Origin of the sequence: Zunongwangia atlantica 22II14-10F7, from assembly GCF_002094855.1 — a bacterium.
In the GTDB taxonomy this organism is placed as follows: Bacteria; Bacteroidota; Bacteroidia; order Flavobacteriales; family Flavobacteriaceae; genus Zunongwangia; species Zunongwangia atlantica.
This window is the reverse complement of the sequence record NZ_ARYN01000004.1, coordinates 208,192-226,432: the sequence shown is the minus strand read 5'-3', so window position 1 is coordinate 226,432 and position 18,241 is coordinate 208,192. Positions and strand designations below refer to the sequence as shown.

Annotated in this window: 18 protein-coding genes; 8 read left to right on the top strand and 10 right to left on the bottom strand. The window is 34.5% G+C overall.

What is annotated here, in order from left to right; translation table 11 throughout:
- Positions 1-9 precede the first annotated feature (9 nt).
- The 3 genes from IIF7_RS05875 to IIF7_RS05865 are packed head-to-tail and all read right to left on the bottom strand — an operon-like array spanning position 10 to position 2,719.
- Positions 10-1,098: an endonuclease/exonuclease/phosphatase family protein gene (locus tag IIF7_RS05875; protein ID WP_176218904.1), complete on the bottom strand. Its 1,089-nt coding sequence runs from the start codon at positions 1,096-1,098 to the stop codon at positions 10-12.
- A 47-nt stretch (positions 1,099-1,145) separates the two neighbouring features.
- Complete coding sequence (locus IIF7_RS05870; protein ID WP_084840748.1) at positions 1,146-2,435, bottom strand: mechanosensitive ion channel family protein; 1,290 nt, start codon at positions 2,433-2,435, stop codon at positions 1,146-1,148.
- The gene (locus tag IIF7_RS05865) at positions 2,435-2,719 is read right to left on the bottom strand and encodes a DUF3817 domain-containing protein (protein ID WP_084840747.1); all 285 of its coding nucleotides are present in this window, start codon (positions 2,717-2,719) and stop codon (positions 2,435-2,437) included. Before IIF7_RS05865 ends, IIF7_RS05870 begins: the two co-directional genes overlap by 1 nt.
- Positions 2,720-2,874: 155 nt before the next feature.
- Between IIF7_RS05865 and galE the strand changes: the two genes are divergently transcribed.
- Complete coding sequence (galE, locus tag IIF7_RS05860; protein ID WP_084840746.1) at positions 2,875-3,915, top strand: UDP-glucose 4-epimerase GalE; 1,041 nt, start codon at positions 2,875-2,877, stop codon at positions 3,913-3,915.
- Positions 3,916-4,002: 87 nt separating this feature from the next.
- Here galE and IIF7_RS05855 read toward each other — a convergent pair whose 3' ends face one another.
- From IIF7_RS05855 to IIF7_RS05840, 4 genes are all read right to left on the bottom strand, one after another.
- Positions 4,003-4,161: a YqaE/Pmp3 family membrane protein gene (locus tag IIF7_RS05855; protein WP_084840745.1), complete on the bottom strand. Its 159-nt coding sequence runs from the start codon at positions 4,159-4,161 to the stop codon at positions 4,003-4,005.
- Positions 4,162-4,256: 95 nt separating this feature from the next.
- The gene (locus IIF7_RS05850) at positions 4,257-5,039 is read right to left on the bottom strand and encodes a DUF1206 domain-containing protein (protein ID WP_084840744.1); all 783 of its coding nucleotides are present in this window, start codon (positions 5,037-5,039) and stop codon (positions 4,257-4,259) included.
- Between the two features lie 107 nt (positions 5,040-5,146).
- Positions 5,147-5,764 carry a YqaA family protein gene (locus tag IIF7_RS05845; RefSeq protein ID WP_084840743.1) on the bottom strand — a complete coding sequence of 206 codons (618 nt, stop codon included), beginning with the start codon at positions 5,762-5,764 and terminating at the stop codon, positions 5,147-5,149.
- Between the two features lie 61 nt (positions 5,765-5,825).
- The gene (locus IIF7_RS05840) at positions 5,826-6,218 is read right to left on the bottom strand and encodes a hypothetical protein (RefSeq protein WP_084840742.1); all 393 of its coding nucleotides are present in this window, start codon (positions 6,216-6,218) and stop codon (positions 5,826-5,828) included.
- A gap of 208 nt (positions 6,219-6,426) precedes the next feature.
- Between IIF7_RS05840 and IIF7_RS05835 the strand changes: the two genes are divergently transcribed.
- The 4 genes from IIF7_RS05835 to IIF7_RS05820 all read left to right on the top strand — a co-directional run bounded on the left by IIF7_RS05835 (position 6,427) and on the right by IIF7_RS05820 (position 9,518).
- Complete coding sequence (locus IIF7_RS05835) at positions 6,427-7,140, top strand: SDR family oxidoreductase (RefSeq protein WP_084840741.1); 714 nt, start codon at positions 6,427-6,429, stop codon at positions 7,138-7,140.
- A gap of 91 nt (positions 7,141-7,231) precedes the next feature.
- Complete coding sequence (locus IIF7_RS05830) at positions 7,232-7,561, top strand: ArsR/SmtB family transcription factor (protein ID WP_084840740.1); 330 nt, start codon at positions 7,232-7,234, stop codon at positions 7,559-7,561.
- Positions 7,562-8,617, top strand: a complete 1,056-nt coding sequence (locus IIF7_RS05825; protein ID WP_084840739.1) for an ArsO family NAD(P)H-dependent flavin-containing monooxygenase — start codon at positions 7,562-7,564, stop codon at positions 8,615-8,617. It begins immediately after the preceding gene.
- A gap of 154 nt (positions 8,618-8,771) precedes the next feature.
- Positions 8,772-9,518, top strand: coding sequence for an SDR family oxidoreductase (locus IIF7_RS05820; protein ID WP_084840738.1), 747 nt, complete (start codon positions 8,772-8,774; stop codon positions 9,516-9,518).
- Positions 9,519-9,630: 112 nt separating this feature from the next.
- Here IIF7_RS05820 and IIF7_RS05815 read toward each other — a convergent pair whose 3' ends face one another.
- Entirely contained in the window at positions 9,631-10,626 is a 996-nt protein-coding gene (locus IIF7_RS05815; RefSeq protein ID WP_084840737.1) for an NADP-dependent oxidoreductase, read from the bottom strand.
- Positions 10,627-10,825: 199 nt separating this feature from the next.
- On the opposite strand from IIF7_RS05815, the gene IIF7_RS05810 reads away from it, so the two are divergent.
- Genes IIF7_RS05810 through IIF7_RS05800 form a run of 3 tightly spaced genes read left to right on the top strand, consistent with a single transcriptional unit; the run spans position 10,826 to position 15,490 of the window.
- The gene (locus IIF7_RS05810; protein ID WP_245801545.1) at positions 10,826-13,072 is read left to right on the top strand and encodes an FUSC family protein; all 2,247 of its coding nucleotides are present in this window, start codon (positions 10,826-10,828) and stop codon (positions 13,070-13,072) included.
- A 1-nt stretch (position 13,073) separates the two neighbouring features.
- Positions 13,074-13,589 carry a DUF6155 family protein gene (locus IIF7_RS05805; RefSeq protein ID WP_084840736.1) on the top strand — a complete coding sequence of 172 codons (516 nt, stop codon included), beginning with the start codon at positions 13,074-13,076 and terminating at the stop codon, positions 13,587-13,589.
- A gap of 41 nt (positions 13,590-13,630) precedes the next feature.
- Positions 13,631-15,490, top strand: coding sequence for a T9SS type B sorting domain-containing protein (locus IIF7_RS05800; RefSeq protein ID WP_084840735.1), 1,860 nt, complete (start codon positions 13,631-13,633; stop codon positions 15,488-15,490).
- 241 nt (positions 15,491-15,731) lie between these two features.
- Here IIF7_RS05800 and IIF7_RS05795 read toward each other — a convergent pair whose 3' ends face one another.
- Both IIF7_RS05795 and IIF7_RS05790 read right to left on the bottom strand, forming a co-directional pair.
- The gene (locus IIF7_RS05795; protein ID WP_084840734.1) at positions 15,732-16,862 is read right to left on the bottom strand and encodes an AEC family transporter; all 1,131 of its coding nucleotides are present in this window, start codon (positions 16,860-16,862) and stop codon (positions 15,732-15,734) included.
- 3 nt (positions 16,863-16,865) lie between these two features.
- Positions 16,866-18,050 carry a pyridoxal phosphate-dependent aminotransferase gene (locus tag IIF7_RS05790; RefSeq protein ID WP_084840733.1) on the bottom strand — a complete coding sequence of 395 codons (1,185 nt, stop codon included), beginning with the start codon at positions 18,048-18,050 and terminating at the stop codon, positions 16,866-16,868.
- Positions 18,051-18,241: the final 191 nt, after the last annotated feature.

The following is an 18,241-nucleotide window of genomic DNA, read 5'->3' as shown; positions in this document are numbered from 1 at the left end:
GCTGATGTACTATTTCTTAGATTCTTTTTCAGCTTTTTCCTGATCTTCTTCTTTTTCTGCTTCAATTTGCTTTTTGGCATAGCTAAGCTGAGATTCTTTAGGTGGCTCAGGAACTTGTTCTTGGGCTAATTCTGGTTCAAAGGTAATTTCAGCAAAAGCCGGAAAGTGATCAGATCCTACATCATTACCTACTTCTATGCACTTTACCCTGAATTCTTCTGTAACAAAAATATGATCTAATGGCCAGCGCATGATAAAATTTTTGGCATTAAAAGTATTGTAAAAACCACGACCTATACGTAAATCCAATAAACCGCCTACCTTTCTAAACATGTGTGTAGTTTGCGACCAGGCAACATCGTTAAAATCTCCCATTACAATTACCGGATATCTAGAATCGCGAGTTCTAAGGGCAATTTTCATCATTTCGGCATCACGATCTGAAGAACTTGGATTGTGCTGTGGCATTGGTGGCGTTGGGTGAATACTGTAAAATTGCAGGGTATCGCCTTCAAAAATAATTTTTGTATCTATTGAAGGAATACTGTCTTCTACCATAAAATGCACCTTTGGATTAACCAATTTTAATTTAGAGTAGAATAACTTTCCGTAGGTGTTATCGAAAGGAACCTCTTTTTTATAAGCGTATTTTTTAGAGAGATAGGGCGAAATATCATTTTTCCATTCCAAATTGGCCTCGTCGATTATTAATAAATCGGGATCTAATCGATCTACTTCTTCTAAAATACTTTTATGATCTTTATTTTTTTGCAGCACATTTATTGTAAGAAGTTTAATGCTTGGTTCCTCTTTAGTGCTGTCTCCAATTTCAGCATCATTAAACGGTGTATAAAAGTAAATTTTAGTAACCTGAACGATTAAGCAGGCAATAAGAATCGCTACAAAAATATAATCTTCAAACCACCGAATATTAAATTTTATAAAATACAACACTAAGGCTAAAGCCGTTAGCATGGTTAACTGAACATGCGGAAAATCGAATACCCGTATCCACCAGTAATCTGCAGCTACAAATGGAAAAATAGTTAGAACGATGGCGAAAACACCAAATATCTGAAAGAAGCGACGTAGTTTCATAACCAGCAATTTATACTAAAATGCTGTGCCGCTATGTTTAAGTTAGGTTAATTTTCTTGCTGAAAACCGTACATTTTAGTGATATCGTCGCCAGATGGAGATTCAAATAATTGCAATCCAAAATATGGAATAGCCGCAATTACATGATCAAAAATATCTGCGGTAATATACTCGAAATTTTCCCATCGTTTGTCCCGGCTAAAACATAGAATTTCTATAGGAATTCCTTTATCCGTTGGCGCCTGATGTCTTACAATAATGTATAATTCTTTATGTATTGCAGAATGTTCGTTTAGATAAGCATCTACATATTTTCTAAAAATCCCAAGATTGGTTTGGTTTCTACCATTTAGAGGAAGGCTTTTATCAATTTGATTATCCTTATTGAATTTATCGATTTCTTCCTGTCTAGTACTTACATATTTCTTTATTAAAGCAATTTTCTTTAGCTCGTCCAGATTTTCAGAAGTCATAAATTTTACTGAATTCTGCTTAATATAAACAGAACGCTTAATTCTTCGTCCGGGAGATTCCTGCATTCCTCTCCAGTTCTGGAAAGATTCAGAAATAAGGCTGTAAGTAGGAATTGTTGTAAAAGTATTGTCCCAGTTTTGTACTCGCACTGTGGCTAAACTAATTTCAGTAACATTACCATCTGCGCCATATTTATCGAACGTAATCCAGTCTCCAATTCTAACAATATCGTTAACAGCAACCTGTATAGACGCTACAAAACCTAAAATTGTATCTTTAAATACTAAAATTAATACTGCTGAAGCGGCTCCTAAAGAAATTATAAAGCTACGAATGGACTCTCCGGTAATTTCAGCAAAAATAAACATTAGGCCAACCACCCAAACAAGGATCATCACTACCTGAATGTAACTATCTACAGGCTTATCATTAAACTGGCGTAATGTTTTAAGATAGTTCTTGGATGTACGCAGTAAACTTCTAAAAATCCAGATGACAAGGATGATAACATAAAGATCAAAAAGCTTATCGAAAATGGCCAATATCGCCTCATAATCTACAAAAATGATAGGCACTAAATAATAAAGTGCCATTAAAGGTAGAATTTGACCTACATACCTAGGAAAATTACTCTGAATCAAAAAATCATCAAAAGTAGTTTTTGTTTTATCGGTAAAGGTTTTAAATGTTTGAATTACAAAACGCTTTATCAAATAGTTAATTCCAATAATTATAAGAATTAAAACCAGAATATTTAATAAAAGATTAGCGTAATGGGCAAGATTATAATTTACACCATTTCGCAATAAAAAGTCTTCCAGTAAACAGGACAACTGTTTTACATGCTCATCCAACTGAATCATTACAAAAATTTTCTTTCAACGTAAAATGGGCCAAGGGGTAATACTGAACAAATAATCACTGTAAATAGTTGTTTTAAATTCCAGTTTAAAAGTTCGTACATATAATAAGCTCCTAAAACATATAAAACGAATAAAATACCATGAGCCATTCCTACAATCCTAACCATTTCTGGTATATCCCAGATATATTTTAAAGGCATGGCTATTAGCAATAACACTAAAAATGAAATAGCTTCTAAAGTGCTTACAATTTTAAAGATCTTAATTGCCTTGTCTTTTTCCATGGGAATTTTTTTTGACTACAAATATAGGCCTTTGTAAATGATTATAATTATTAGAACAATCATATTTCCTATAGGATTAAAGAATAATTAAGAATAGAAAACAGCTTTAATATTTGTAATTAATTCAGTAATTTGCAGGTTAATCAACCTAAATTATGAGTGGAAAAATATTAGTAACCGGCGGCCTTGGTTTTATAGGTTCGCACACTGTGGTTGCACTCCAACAACAAGGATATGATGTTGTGATTATAGACAACTTATCTAATTCTTCAATAGATGTTTTAGCCGGAATTACAAGAATTACTGAAAAGACTCCGGAATTTGAAAAGCTAGATCTAAGAGACAAATCTAGCGTTAAAGATTTTTTTGAAAAGTATACCGATATCGCCGGAGTTATTCATTTTGCTGCTTCTAAAGCAGTTGGTGAAAGTGTTCAAAACCCATTATTATATTATGAAAACAATCTTGCTTCTTTAATTTATTTGCTTCAGGAATTAAGCAAAAAAGAGCAAGCCAACTTTATATTTAGTAGCTCCTGCACGGTTTATGGGCAGGCCGATGAATTACCTATAAAAGAAGAATCTCCTGTAAAGAAAGCCGAGTCTCCTTACGGAAATACGAAACAAATAGGAGAGGAGATCATTGTAGATACCTGTAAGGTAGCTGAGGGTTTAAAAGCTATTTCATTACGTTACTTTAATCCAATTGGAGCACATGAATCTGCTGAAATTGGGGAACTCCCTTTAGGAACTCCGCAAAACCTGGTTCCTTTTATCACACAAACCGCAATTGGAAAAAGAGAACAACTTTCAGTTTTTGGTAATGATTATCCAACAGAAGACGGAACCTGCATAAGAGATTATATTCATGTTATGGATTTAGCTGAAGCACATGTTGCCGCACTTACAAGACTTCTTGAAAATAAAGAAGCGCCAAAATATGAAGTTTTCAATTTAGGTACAGGTAAAGGAAGTTCAGTTTTAGAAGTGGTAAATTCTTTTGAAAGAGCAACCGGGGAAAAACTGAATTATAAAATCGCACCGCGAAGAGAAGGTGATGTTATAGCTGCTTATGCAGATACTACAAAAGCAAATGAAGTTTTAGGCTGGAAAGCCGAAACCGACTTGGATACATCTTTGGCAAGCGCCTGGAAATGGGAGGTAAAAGTTAAAGAAGCAGAGGCTGCTGAAAGCTAAATCAAATATTTTATAAAAAATAAAGTCCGGATTAGGCTAAAATTAATGCACTAATCCGGACTTTTTTATTTTCTTCAGAAATTAATATTACCTGGTTCCATTTACCAAAAATGCATGAATTACTCCAGGAATCCAGCCAATAATGGTTAGAACTATACTAATTAATAAAGTTGTTCCAACACCATGTTTCATGTAAACAGCAAGTGGTGGTAATAAAATATTCAATACAATTGTTAGAATAGACATCGTTTAATTTTTTGGTTAGTTATTCATTTTAAAGCAATGTAATACTCTTCTATTAACTATCTTAAATACTTTTAATTAGTTTAACTCACTTTAACTTAAGCTTTAAACTTTCTGTATTTTGCCATCATAAACATATAAATTCCGTAGCATACTAATCCAGCTGCAACAGCACCAAGTAAGTATTGCCCATAAGATGAACTTTGCAGGAATGAAAAAGCATCGGTTGTACTTTTAATCTCCGAAGTATTAGATTCTACAGCGGCTCTAATAAAAAAGTATCCCAAAATGAAGAATATCACTCCGCGTGCAATTAATCCCATTAATCCGGTATTCTTAATAGTTTTTCTTCTTTTCTCTTCTGAAATAGATTTATAATCGAATTTGGTAAGAAAACTTTTTGTGTAGGCTTTTTTCATTTGATTTATTCCTGCACCAATTACTGCAATGCCAATTGCTGCAAAAATGATAACTCCAATTTGGCCCGTCATAAACCCAGGACTTTGGCTTCCACTACTTCCAGAGCCACCCGCATTAATTACTTTCATTAAAGCTGAAATCGCCAAAGCTAAATATATGAGTGCACTTACACCAAAAGCGGCTCTTTTTACTTTTCCTTTTTTATCGCTACCAATATTTTCTGGATCCTGAAAAACCTGAATTGCTCTCCATATCACATAACATAAGAGACCAATAGCCATTACAATAAGAATGGCATTACCATAAGCTTGTTTTTCTAGGAAATCTAGAGCCTGAAATTTACCGGCTTTTTGGCCGCCAAGATTAAATGCGGCAAGGAAAGTAAGTGCACCTGTAATTGCATATACAGATCCTTTTGCAACATATCCAGTACGTGCAATCTTCTTTAATTTTGAGTCCATTTAGATAAGTTTTTTAGTTGGTTAGGTCTAAAATACTTCAACAAAAAGGCCTCTTACAAATATTTAGCACAAGTTTAATTAGTTCTTGTACAAAATGTTATAAAGTCTTAAACCATTTCAAAGATTACAAGCGCATAAAGGTAAAAACGCACAAAACGAAGTAAACCAAACATTAAATAGCTACTAAACGGAAAATTAATGATTCCGGCAGCAATACTGGTTATCGAAAAAGGAATGGGTAATAGGGCACCAACGATAATTAAAAATCCACCCCATTTTCGTGTATTCTTAATATGCTGCGCCAGTTTCAATTCCATCGCTTCATGTACGCTTGGGATTTTAGTAATTCCTCTACCTATGTAGTAAGAAACAATCCCACCAACATAAGAAGCTACTGCTAAAAAAGAAAGGTATAAAATAGGGCTGGCAGATTTACCGGCCCATGCAATAAATAACTCAGGAGGTATAAGTCCTAAAAGTGATTCGCTGGCAAAAAAGATGCTTAAGATTACAATTGGCGAATAGGTTTCAGTCACCATTACCAATGTTTCTTCTATATCAAGCACAAAACGATCTAAAGCAAATAAAGCACCAACAAATAACAAAATAGGAATTATAGCTTTTTTAATGCTTTTCCAAACAAAGCTGTAAAAACCTGTGTATTTGTAATATTGGTGCATTAAGCGCAGTCTCGATTTCTTTCTAGACTTCGCATCTTTCTTCATCAGCAATCATTTAAGTAATTCATCTGGGGTTTCCAGATTTCAACTAAGTAAAGAGAAAATATTAGTTCTCTTCAGCGTATTCTGTAAAAGCCTGAATGTAGTCTCTAAGCTCGATCTCGTTCACCTTATTGGTATGATCTTCCATCAAAGAAAATAGGTACGCAAGGCTTTCCTGTCCTGTCACTTCATCTTCAACGCGAACTTCCTGGTTTTCTTCATCATCCTCGATAGGATCGTCCTCTGGAATAGCGATGTTAAATGACTGATATTCTTCTACATGCTCAAAAGTTAATCTAATTACTTTGGCTAGTAGCGGTTGTCCTTCGTCAACTACGTAAGTTCTAAGTTCTTTTAAATCTTCAATTAGCGTATTGGTGATAATACCGTTTCTCATTAAATCACGCTGAATCTTATTAAGCAGCTTCTGAGCTTTTATGTTTTCTAAAGGTTTCAAATTATCAGTGTATTTATTTGTAGTAGTAAGAATTCAAGTTTTTGCAAAAATACTTTTTTATGCTAGTTCTGAAACTATTTAACACCAAAATTAATAAAGGTTTTAGATTTAAAATTAACAATTAATTACCAATTTTAATTTTATACGCCATACGTACTTTATTAGCTTTAGTTTTGAGCATAATTAAAAATTGAAAAATAAAAATACTATGAGTTCTTTAGAAGGAAAAGTTGCATTTATTACAGGCGGAAGTAAAGGTATTGGTTACGGTGTAGCTGAAGCTTTACTTAACGAAGGATTTAAAGTGGCTATAACCAGCCGTTCTTTAGAAGCTGCAGAAGAAGCAGCAAAAGAATTAGCAGGTAAAGGCGAAATTATAGGTTTAGAAGCCGATGTAAGAAGTTACGAAAGTCAGCAACAAGCCGTAAAAGCAGCTGTAGATAAATTCGGAAAGATAGATCTTTTAGTAGCAAATGCAGGAGTTGGAAAATTTACTTCTATAGAAGACATGACGCCAGAAGAATGGAATGCTACAATCGAAACAAATCTTACCGGTGTATTTTATAGTGTAAAATCTTCTTTGGCCGAGTTAATTAAAACTGAAGGATATATTATTACTATTTCTAGTCTTGCAGGAACCAACTTCTTTGCTGGTGGCGCTGCTTACAACGCCAGTAAATTTGGAGTAACCGGTTTTTCGCAGGCTGTAATGTTAGATTTGCGACAAAAAGGAGTAAAAGTAAGTACCATTATGCCAGGATCTGTGGCAACACATTTTAATGGTCATACACCTAGCGAAAATGATGCATGGAAAATCCAAAAAGAAGATATTGGTGAATTAGTGGTAGATTTAATGAAAATGAATCCAAGAACATTACCAAGTAAAATAGAGGTAAGACCATCTACACCACCAAAAAAATAAGGTACACATCGATATTGTAAAGAAAAGCCGCTAATTTTTGCGGCTTTTTTTGATGCTATAATTATCGTAATATTGCAATTAAAATTGGGTTATGGGAGTTACAAAATCAGAAATTTTTAGCGAAAGTCAGAATCAAATTGCCAGCGTAGCTAAAGTTTTAGGTCATCCGGCAAGAATTGCCATCCTTCAACAAATTATTAAAGCAAAAAGCTGTATTTGTGGTGATTTAGTTACTGAAATTGGTCTTGCACAGCCAACAATTTCACAACACCTTCGAGAATTAAAGAATATCGGCATTATAAAAGGAGATATCGAGGGAACTCGCGTTTGCTATTGTATAGACGAAGAAAAATGGAGCGAAATTCGTGATTTATTGGCAACATTTTTTCAGCAGGATATCTGCGGAAAGGATTGCTGTTAGATGATTTATGACGTAATAATCGTTGGAGGTGGCCAAAGTGCACTTGCCTGTGCCTATTATCTTAGAAAAACTTCACTGAAATATCTAATTATAGACGCCAATAAGTATTGTGGTGGTTCCTGGAGCCAAAATTGGCAAAATTTAGACTTATTTTCTGCCGCACAGCATAGCTCGTTACCCGGCTGGTTAATGCCGAAAACTAAAAATGAATATCCTACCAAAGAAGAAGCTATAGAATATTTGTGCCAGTATGAAAAACGCTTTGATTTCCCAATAAAAAGAGGCGTTAAAATCAACAATATCAAAAAAGAAGCTGGATTATTTCTTCTGAAAAGTGAACAGAAAAAATTCAAAACCAAAGTAGTGATCGCAGCTACAGGTACGCAATCTAAACCTATTATTCCTGAAGTAAATGGAAAAAACTCCTTTAAAGGAATTCAACTTCATTCCTCACAGTATCGAAAAGCGGAAGATTTCAGTAATAAAAAAGTTTTAATAGTGGGCGAGGGGAATAGTGGTGCTCAAATCTTAGCGCAGGTTTCAAAAGTGACCAAAACAAAATGGGCCGTAAAAAATGAGCCCCAATTTTTACCTGATGATGTAGATGGTAAAGATCTTTTCGATCAGGCTTCAGCAAAATATAAAGCAAAGCAACAGGGAAAAGAATTTAGACCGAAAAACTACAATATTGGTAGTATCGTTATGGTCCCGCAGGTAAAAGAAGCCAGGGATCGCGGAGTTTATACCGAATTTAATAGCATCCATTCTATTACTGAAATTGGCGTAAAATGGGATGATGGAAATTATGAAGATTTCGACGTCATTATTTGGTGCACAGGATTTGGTTACGCTACAGATTATCTAAAAAATCTGACTGAAATTCAACAAAATGGGCAAATAGCAACCAATGGAACGGCGGCTAAAGATGTTGATGGTTTATGGCTTGTAGGATTCGGACAATGGACGGGTTTTGCTTCAGCGACTTTGATTGGCGTGGCGCGTTCGGCTAGAAAAACAGTTTCAGAAATTAAAGAATATCTGTCTTTTTCAGAATAAAGATTTTTAGATACAGATTTCAATATAATTCAACAGAATTAAAATTCTTAACAAGATTTGCTCAGCAGCGTTAAATCTCCGCTAAAACTAAAAAGCTTATTTGGGATGAAGATTTGTTGTGATTATCTTCAAGCTGAACCAAATAAAACATGTTATGAATATTGAAGGAAAAACAGTGATCATTACCGGAGCTTCTAGTGGAATAGGAGAGGCCACCGCTAAAAAATTAGCAAAAGAAGGTGCGAATGTCGTGATTTCTGCTCGAAGAGAAGAGCGATTAAAATCACTAAAAGAAGATATCGAAAAAGATGGCGGTAAAGCCTTAGTTGTTACTGCCGATGTTACCAAAAAAGAAGATTTTGAAAAAATTGTGAGCGAGACTAAAAGTGCTTTTGGAAGCATCGATGCTTTAGTGAACAATGCAGGTTTAATGCCGCTTTCTTACGTAAAAAACCTACATACAGACGAGTGGAACACAATGGTAGATGTAAACATTAAAGGTGTTCTAAATGGAGTTGCTGCGGTTTTACCCACAATGAAAGAACAAAAATCTGGTCATATCATTAATATTTCCTCTTCTGCAGGAAATAAGATTTATCCAGGCGGAGCAGTTTATTGTGCGACCAAAGCAGCTGTAAAAATGTTTACGGAAGGTTTACGAATGGAGCTTGCACCAAATTTTGGGATTAAAGCAACATCTATAGAGCCTGGTGCGGTTGCAACAGAATTAACCGATACCATTACCGATGAAGAAATTAAAGAAGGATTTGTATCAAGTTTAGAAAGTCTTACTCCGCTTGAATCTGAAGATATTGCTGAAGCGATTTATTATGCACTTTCACAACCCGGAAGGGCAAATATCAACGAAGTTTACGTGATGCCAACTTCACAGGAGCAATAAAAACTTGTGTTGAAATTGTATAAAAAAGCCTCCTGTTTTTAGGAGGCTTTTTTATTGGCACTGCTAACGGGTAAAATACAACTTGGTAGTTTACTCTAAAGTATGATTTTACTTAAACTTCAACCAGCATTTTACCGGTGTTTTTACCTTCAAAGATTTCAATAAAGGCTTTTGGAACATTTTCGAATCCTTCACGTTTTGTTTCATCGAATTTCAGCTTATCATCTGCAAGCCAGCTTCCCAACTGTTTTATGGCGTGCTGAAATTCATCTACATGATCTCTAACAATAAATCCCTGCATTAATGCACGTTTCTTTACCATGATTCCTTCTAAACGCATTCCGGTAGGAACTTCTTCTTTATTATAAATCGAAATGGCTCCGCAATTAATGATTCTAGCAAAATCATTGATATTCTGCATTGCCGAATCTAAGATTTCGCCTCCTACATTATCAAAATAAACATCTACGCCATCTGGACAATTTTCTGCAATGGCTTTGGTCATATCTTTAGTAGTTTTATAATTGATACCGGCATCAAATCCAAAATCATCTTTAATGTGTGCTATTTTTTCATCGGTTCCGGCAATTCCAACTACACGGCAGCCTTTAATTTTCCCAATCTGCCCAACAATGCTTCCTACAGCACCGGCAGCACCAGAAACTAAAAGCGTTTCACCTTCTTTTAATTTCCCAATATTCTCTAAAGCTAAATATGCGGTTAATCCAGTTAAGCCTAAAACTCCGAGATAAGCTGAAAGCGGTACATTTTTATTAGTAATTTTATTTAATCCTTTACCTGAATGCTTCTGAAATTGTTTCCAATCTAACATTCCGCTTACATAATCTCCCTGCTGAAAATCCTTATTTTTTGATTCAATTATTTCAGCAACAACCATAGAAGACAATGCTTCATTTAATTGAAAGGGCGGGATATAGGAATCAACATCGCGCATTCTTCCGCGCAAATAGGGATCTACTGAAATGTATTTAGATTTTAGCAGAATTTCACCGTCGCTTAAACTCGGTTTTTCTTCATCTTGAAACTCAAAATTATTCTCTTCAGGTTTTCCTGAAGGTCGCTCTTTTAACGTGATTACCTTATTCATAATATCATTTTTTCTGAAATTAATTCAATCTCCATTCTTCACCAAAAAGCTAGTCTTAATTTATCCTTAATACCTAATTCAGTTTAAAATCTAAAAGAAAATAGTGCTTAATACTAAAGGCTTTAATTTCTATTTAACATTTACAAAACTTAATTTGGTAAATTTGCATTCTATAAACTAATCACCTAAAAAAGGCGCATTGATAAAGAAAATATCTGAGTTTTGGTATTCCATTTTAAAGTTTTTACGCAGCACAGATTTTACAAAAGCTGTGATCTTAACTATAAGTATTGGATCTGCAATCGGGATTTTTAATGCGCTAGGCTTATCTAATATTGGTATTCCTTTAGCGGTGGGTTGCCTGCTTACCGCCCCAAGCGATACCATTGGCACATTAAAACATAAAATTATTGGGGTAATTGTAGCGGCGTTTCTTGCGGGACTTACCTCGATGATTATAGGATATTCTTCTGCCAATATTTATTTCACAATTCCTGTGGTGGGAATTATGGTATTTGCAATTTCATATCTTGCTGTTTATGGGTTTAGAGCATCTATGGTTGCTTTTGCCGGTTTAATGGCAGTGGTACTTAGCTTTGCAAATGTAGATACTTCCATGACGCTTTGGCAACATTCACTACTAATTGCTGCCGGGGGTTTATGGTATCTTTCTTTAAGTGTTTTATGGCATTTTATTAATCCAAAGCATGAAACAGAACAGTTATTAGCGCAATGTTTAGAGTTAACAGGTGAATATTTACAGGTTCGTTCTCAATTAATCCTGAATGTAGAAAATAGGGATAATTTACAAAGAAAGCTATTTGATCTACAAAATGAACTCAACCAAAAGCATGAAAGTTTACGAGAGGTTTTAATAAGTTCCAGAAAATTATCTGGAAATTCTAATTACGCACGTAAGCGTTTATTGGTTTTTATAGAATTAGTGGATATTCTGGAATTAGGAATGGCTAATCCTGTTAATTATGAGCGAATGGATTACCTGTTTAGTAAAGACAAAGAGTTTCTGGCAATTTTTAGTGATGTAACCCATTATTTGGGACTTCAACTTATAGAAATCTCAAAATCCATAGAAAGTAAAAGACCCGTTCCTGAAAATAAAATTTCAGAATATATCGACAAATCCCGTCAGGCCGTAAATCGCTATCGTGATCAAATTGATATTACTGAAAAACGAGAACATATTTTAATGCTTCATAATCTTTTTGATTATCAGGAAAGGCAATCCCATAAGATTAATACCATTTTTGGTGTGGTAAATAATCTAAAACAGGGAAATGCCATTTTTATGAAGCATAAAGAGGTGGTGAAATTTATCACTCCGCAAGAGTATTCTTTTAAAACATTACAGGAAAACTTCAATTTTGGCTCTCCTATTTTTAGACATGCTTTACGTCTTGCTATTGTTGTTTTAATTGGATTTTCTGTAGGTGCATTTTTTTCTATTCAAAATGCATACTGGATTCTCTTAACTATCGTCGTGATTATGAGACCAAATTACGGACTCACAAAATCGCGGACAAAAGAACGAATTATAGGTACTTTAATTGGCGGATTTATCGCGATTGTAATTGTATTCATTACACAAAACCCCTACATATATGGTGCTTTAGGTTTATTATCCTTAACAATGGCCTTTTCCTTAATTCAAAGAAATTATAGAACGGCTGCGGTGTTTATTACTTTAAGTATCATCTTTATTTATGCCCTTTTAAAGCCAGATGTTATAAAAGTAATTGAGTTTAGAATCATAGACACTTTTGTTGGGGCGATATTGGCCGGTTTAGGTAATCTTTTTTTATGGCCCACCTGGGAATCTGGAAATATTAGAAACATCATTGCGACAAGCATTGCGGCAAACCGCGATTATTTCCTTGAAATCGATAAGTTTTATCATAAAAAAGGAGAACTCCCAACCACTTATAAACTGGCTCGTAAAAAAGCATTCCTTGAAATGGGAAATCTTAGTGCGGCATTTCAACGTATGACGCAGGAACCTAAATCTAAACAAAAAGACTTGGGTTTAATTTATAGATTGGTAAGTTTAAATCAAACTTTTTTATCTGCCCTTGCTTCAATGGGTACATATATACGAAACCACAATACTACAGAAGCTTCTAAGGATTTTGAAGTTTTTGTAAAACAGGTGCTCCACAGTTTAAATAATGCTGAAGAAGGATTAATTGCCCAGGCTAAGCAAAAGAAAACTAATGTCGAATTGCTTAAAGAAGCAAAGTCCAGATTAGATGAAAAATATGAAGAATTAGTAAAAATAAGAAATCAGGAAATTGCTGAAGGTAAAGAATTAGCAGATCAAGATTTGCGTTTGCAGCTTCAGGAAGCACAATTAATTACTAATCAATTACAATGGCTTTTGGATATTTCTAAAAACATTAGAAAAACAGTTTTTAAAACGACTTCAATCTAAAATGAGTAAACGAGCACTAAAAAAATACCTTAAAGAACTGGATAAAGAGGATCTTGAAGAGCAAATAATCGATTTATATGAACGTCTAGATGAAGTAAAGGTTTTCTATAATTTTGTTTTTAATCCTAACGAGCATAAGCTTATTGAAGATGCTAAGATTAAGATAAGTAGAGAATATTTCCCTGAAAATAGAAGAAAACGAGCAAAAGCACGTCGCTCTGTAGCTCAAAAATTTATTAAGCATTTCAGAAAATTGGGCGTAGATCCTATAAAAACGGCAGATTTAATGCTGTATAATATTGAAATTGCGCAGACTTTTGCTGAGGATCGCTCTAAGATAAAAGAAGCTTTTTATAAATCGATGTATAAGTCTTATGAAGAAGCAGTGAAATTTATTTTACAAAACGGACTAACAAACGAGTTTGAAAACCGAATTGTAAAAATAGCCTTACATACAGAGGGGCAAGATTGGCCAAATTCTTATTTATTTTTAAAATTATCATCACAATTTGATTAACTTTAAAAACTAAGTATTACTTTTAGCTTTATCGATTTAGTATGAAGCTTTCACTCACTTTCTTGTTTCTTATTTTATCCTTTTCATCCTTTGCACAACTGGGATTTTGTGAGGGGAGCAAGGGTGATCCTATTTTTCAATTTGATTTTTCAGGTTCAGGGCAATCTTTTCAGCAATACACTACCTACAATTTGGTATCCCAAAGTCCGCAAGATGGTTCTTATACGGTTTCATCAAATCTAGACATCCAGAGTGATTCCTGGCATAGTTACTTTCCACAAACAACAGCATCTAACGGCAATGCAATGATCGTAAACGCCAGTTACGAAGCTGGATTATTTTTTGAAATTGAAATCCCAGATCTATGTGAAAACACAACCTACGAGTTTTCAGCATTTTTAATGAATATTTACGATCGTTCAAGTAATGTTTGTGGAGATGGAGGAATCCCTATAAATGTAAGGTTCGAGATTTGGGACGAAACTGATACCGAATTGATTAATGGCGGTGATACAGGAGATATCGCTTCAACTACTAGTCCGCAATGGGATCAATACGGTTTAACGTTTCAAACAGAACCTGGCCAGGAAACCGTAATCCTTAAAATCTTTAATAATGGAGAAGGTGGCTGCGGAAACGATCTAGCTATAGATGATATTATTTTTAGGTCTTGTGGAGATTTAACCCTTATAGAAAGTCCTGAAACCGAAACTGCGGAAATCGGACTTTGTGAAGAGAATGCTCCAGGTACTTATACCTTAACTGCAATTCCTGATAATGCAGTATATCAGGATCATTTTTACCAATGGCAATCTAAGTTAGAAGGGGAAGAATTTACAGATATCCCTGGAGCAACTAATCAAGAATATACCGCTTCAAATATTACCGAAACAACCTATTACAGAGTAAAAGTAGCTGAAGATCAAGTAAATTTATCCAGTGCACTTTGTAGTTCTGCTTCAGATGAGTTCATTATTCGTTTTATTGAAAGTCCAACATCACCGGTATCTGCTGGAGATGTAGATTGGTGTGATAATCTTGGGCCGGCCACATTAATGGTTAATGCCACGGGCGAACAACAAATCGCCTGGTATGATTCAGAATTTGGCGGAAATAGAGTGGGAGAGGGAACGTCTTTTCAAACAGAAATAGAAGGCACATATTACGCTGAAGCTTATTATGAAGATTATGATTGTGAAGTTAGCGATCGTACAGCAATTACACTTACAATTAGCCAGGCACCAGTGGTAGAAGATGAAGTCTTACAAATTTGCCCAGATGGTACATTAATTTTAGATGCTGAAATTCCTAATCATACCTATATTTGGAGTACCGGTGAAACTTCGTCGCAGATTCTAATCGATAGGCCGGGCAATTACTTTGTAGAAATTATTACACCAGAATCTTGTTCTAGTACTAAAAATTTTGAAGTTACTATTGTTGATGATGCTGAAATTGCTGAAGTAAACTCAGATGATCGTAATATCATTATCATTCCGCAAAATGAAGGCGAATTTGAATATAGTTTAGACGGAATTAATTTTCAGCAATCAAACATCTTTCAGAATATTGATGGTGGTGTGTATACTGCTTTTATGAGAGATTTGGTAAACTGTAAAGTGGTGAGTTTAGAATTTCCGCATATTGTTGTACCAAAAGTAATCACTCCAAATGGTGATAGTTATAATGATAACTTCAATTTAAACGGAGTAGAATATTTTTCAGGTTCAGTGATCGCTATATTTGATAGATACGGAAGTTTAATTACGACGGGAAGTGGAGAAGGTTTTGAATGGGACGGAAGTTTTAAAGGAAAACAACTACCCGAAGGTGAATATTGGTACAGAATCAGAATTGCTGATTTTGGAGAAATAAAGGGACATTTTTCTTTGTTGAGATAGAATAAATTCTTTTTATAATTCAAACTTTCGAACTGAAAATTATAATTGTCCAGATTTGATGTTTTTGAGGCTAATTTTTTATCCTTCATTAAGGCTTTAATTCACCGAGACTTGCCTGTGATTTAAAAAAACTCTTTATACCTAAAATGCTTGCCCCAAGGATTTTGATTATCTCTAAAAGCAAAAAAGACAGCCTAAAATAGACTGTCTTTCTCTTTCAAATAGATTGGTTGGTTAAGACTTAAGAAGTTTTACTTGTCGATACTTCCATATTTTCACTAATAATTTCTTCTTTTTCAGTAGTCTTCACTTTTTTTTGAAGAAAAAATGGTAACCCAAAACCGGCTACACTCAAAATCCCCCCTAAAAGGAAGATATTAGTTGTTTCAGCAAAGATTTTTCCGCTAGATAAAATACCTAATATTAATATTGTGGACAACGGAAAAGACAAAGCTAAAATGCTTACTGCATAATTAGGATTAAAGGTTTTTTTCTTTTCATTTGGCTCAGCCGCATCAACCGCTGAAATATGGGCAAAGGGCCAAAAGCTACAAGCGCTTAAGCCAAATGAAAGCATTAATAGAATATCATTTTTAATTGAAATCCCAGCAAACATTACTAATAAGCCAGTAATTATAATTACAAATCCGGCTCTAAGCATTAATACTCCAAGAATCTGAATTAATTGATTTTTCTTAATATTTACCGCTAAACCTATGTACAATAACACTAAAGGCGTCATTAATAAACTTAATCTGCTTAAAGTTTCACTTGCAAAAAATGGAAGGGATTCCATATTAAGTCCAAATCCAACAAGCAATAAAGCAGCTGCTATAAATACATTTACTGGTTCAGAAATCATTGCGATTCCTAAAGATTTCAATTTAGCTTTACCAGATTGTGCCTTTTTCTCCTGTACTTTGTAATGCCAGTTCATGGCAACAACATAAAGGATCATAAGCACAAAAACTTTATTTCCCAGGTCGGCCATGGCTGCTTTAGCCAAATAAGAATCTCCAAGATATTCCATCACAAATGGAAAACAGGAAAGTCCTGGTGCCAATGAAGGGATTAGCATTTTAGCTGTACGGTAATTTGGGGTCTCTTTTTCTATTCCTAAAATTGGTAATAATAAAGGGAACACAAAGAAAAGAAGGGCATTTAGTATTAAAGCTAATAGCGGAAGTAATAATAAATCTGCTTCTACTTTTATCCCTAATAAAGCGATAAAGATCGTTGCTGGCAATGCAAGATTTAGAATAATCTTTTTTATACCAACAACTTCGGCTTTAGTACTAAATTTAACTTTTAAAAGTAATCCTATCCCAATAAAGAGAATAAACGTAATGGTTTTTTGTAGGCTTACATCCATAGATTAAACCAGAATTTCATCGATTGCGTCTGTAAAATATTTCATTTCTTTCATGGTTCCCATACTCACACGGCACCAATCCTGATCCCAAAATTTAAAAGCTCTTACAACAACTTTCTTCTCATAGATCTTTTCGAGGAATTTATCTCCGGCCATATCTATTGGGAAAATTACGAAGTTAGTATTGGAAGGCATATAATCCATTCCACGGCTTTCAAGATAAGAGGTGGTATAGTTTCTGGCTTCTTCAATCTTAGCTTTACAATCTTTAAGATAAGCCTCGTCTTTCATACTAGCAGCGGCTGCAGCAATACTTGGCCCGGTAATTCCCATACCTCCACGGGTAATATTGTTTATTTCGTCAAGAGATTTTTTATTACCTAACATATAGCCAACTCGTAATCCGGCCATTCCATGAATCTTAGAAAATGTTCTGGCTACAAAAATATCGTAACCTTCAGCCACAAGCGGAGCCATACTCGCATTTAATCCTTCAGGAGATAACTCTATATAAGCTTCATCAATAAATACCGGTACTTTTTTAGATACACGTTTACAAAAATCTTTTAGATCTTCAGTATCTGTCATTGTAGCGGTAGGGTTATTTGGATTGGTAATATAAACCAGTTTGGTATCTTTATCGATAGCATCTTCCATCGCTTTTAAATCGTGCTGATAATCATCAGTTAATTTAACCGCTTTCCAGTTTCCGCCAGCAGCTTCAGCTACACTAACTAAAGACATATAACTAGGATCACCGCTAACTACATTTCCGCCATGCTGAAATTTAACCAGTGCCGTCTTTTCTAAAAGGTCTGAAGATCCAGGCCCCATCAAAATACTTGATGGTTCTACACCTTCATATTCAGAAATTTGCTTTGTAAGCTCTCCTAAAGAACCCCAGGAATAATGATTTCCTTCCATTACAGCTTTTTGGAAAGCTTCAGCCGCCATTTTTGAAGGCCCATGTGGATTCTCATTCCAAACCAATCGTGCTTTTACAGTTTTTAAGTCTGGAAATCTAGGTGGCGTATATTCATCGAAAGAATTACTATAATTATATAAAAACTTACTGTTTTTAGATTGTGCATTGGCAACAGATTTTGCCCAAAGATCTGAGGGTGCAACCGCAACAGCTCCCATTGCTAATGCGCCTCTTTTTAGCCATTCTCTTCTATTTAAACTCATTTTAAGTGGTGTTTGCGTTAGATTTTAAAAATACACATTAACAGAATATTAAGCAATGATAAAAAATTAAAAATCAGCCACCTTGAGTCATAAATTAATATTTTTTTGACAATTTTTTATCATTTATAGAAAACTTCAAATTTATCCTTTTTAAAACGAATAAAACAATGAAAAATTTATAATTGTATTAT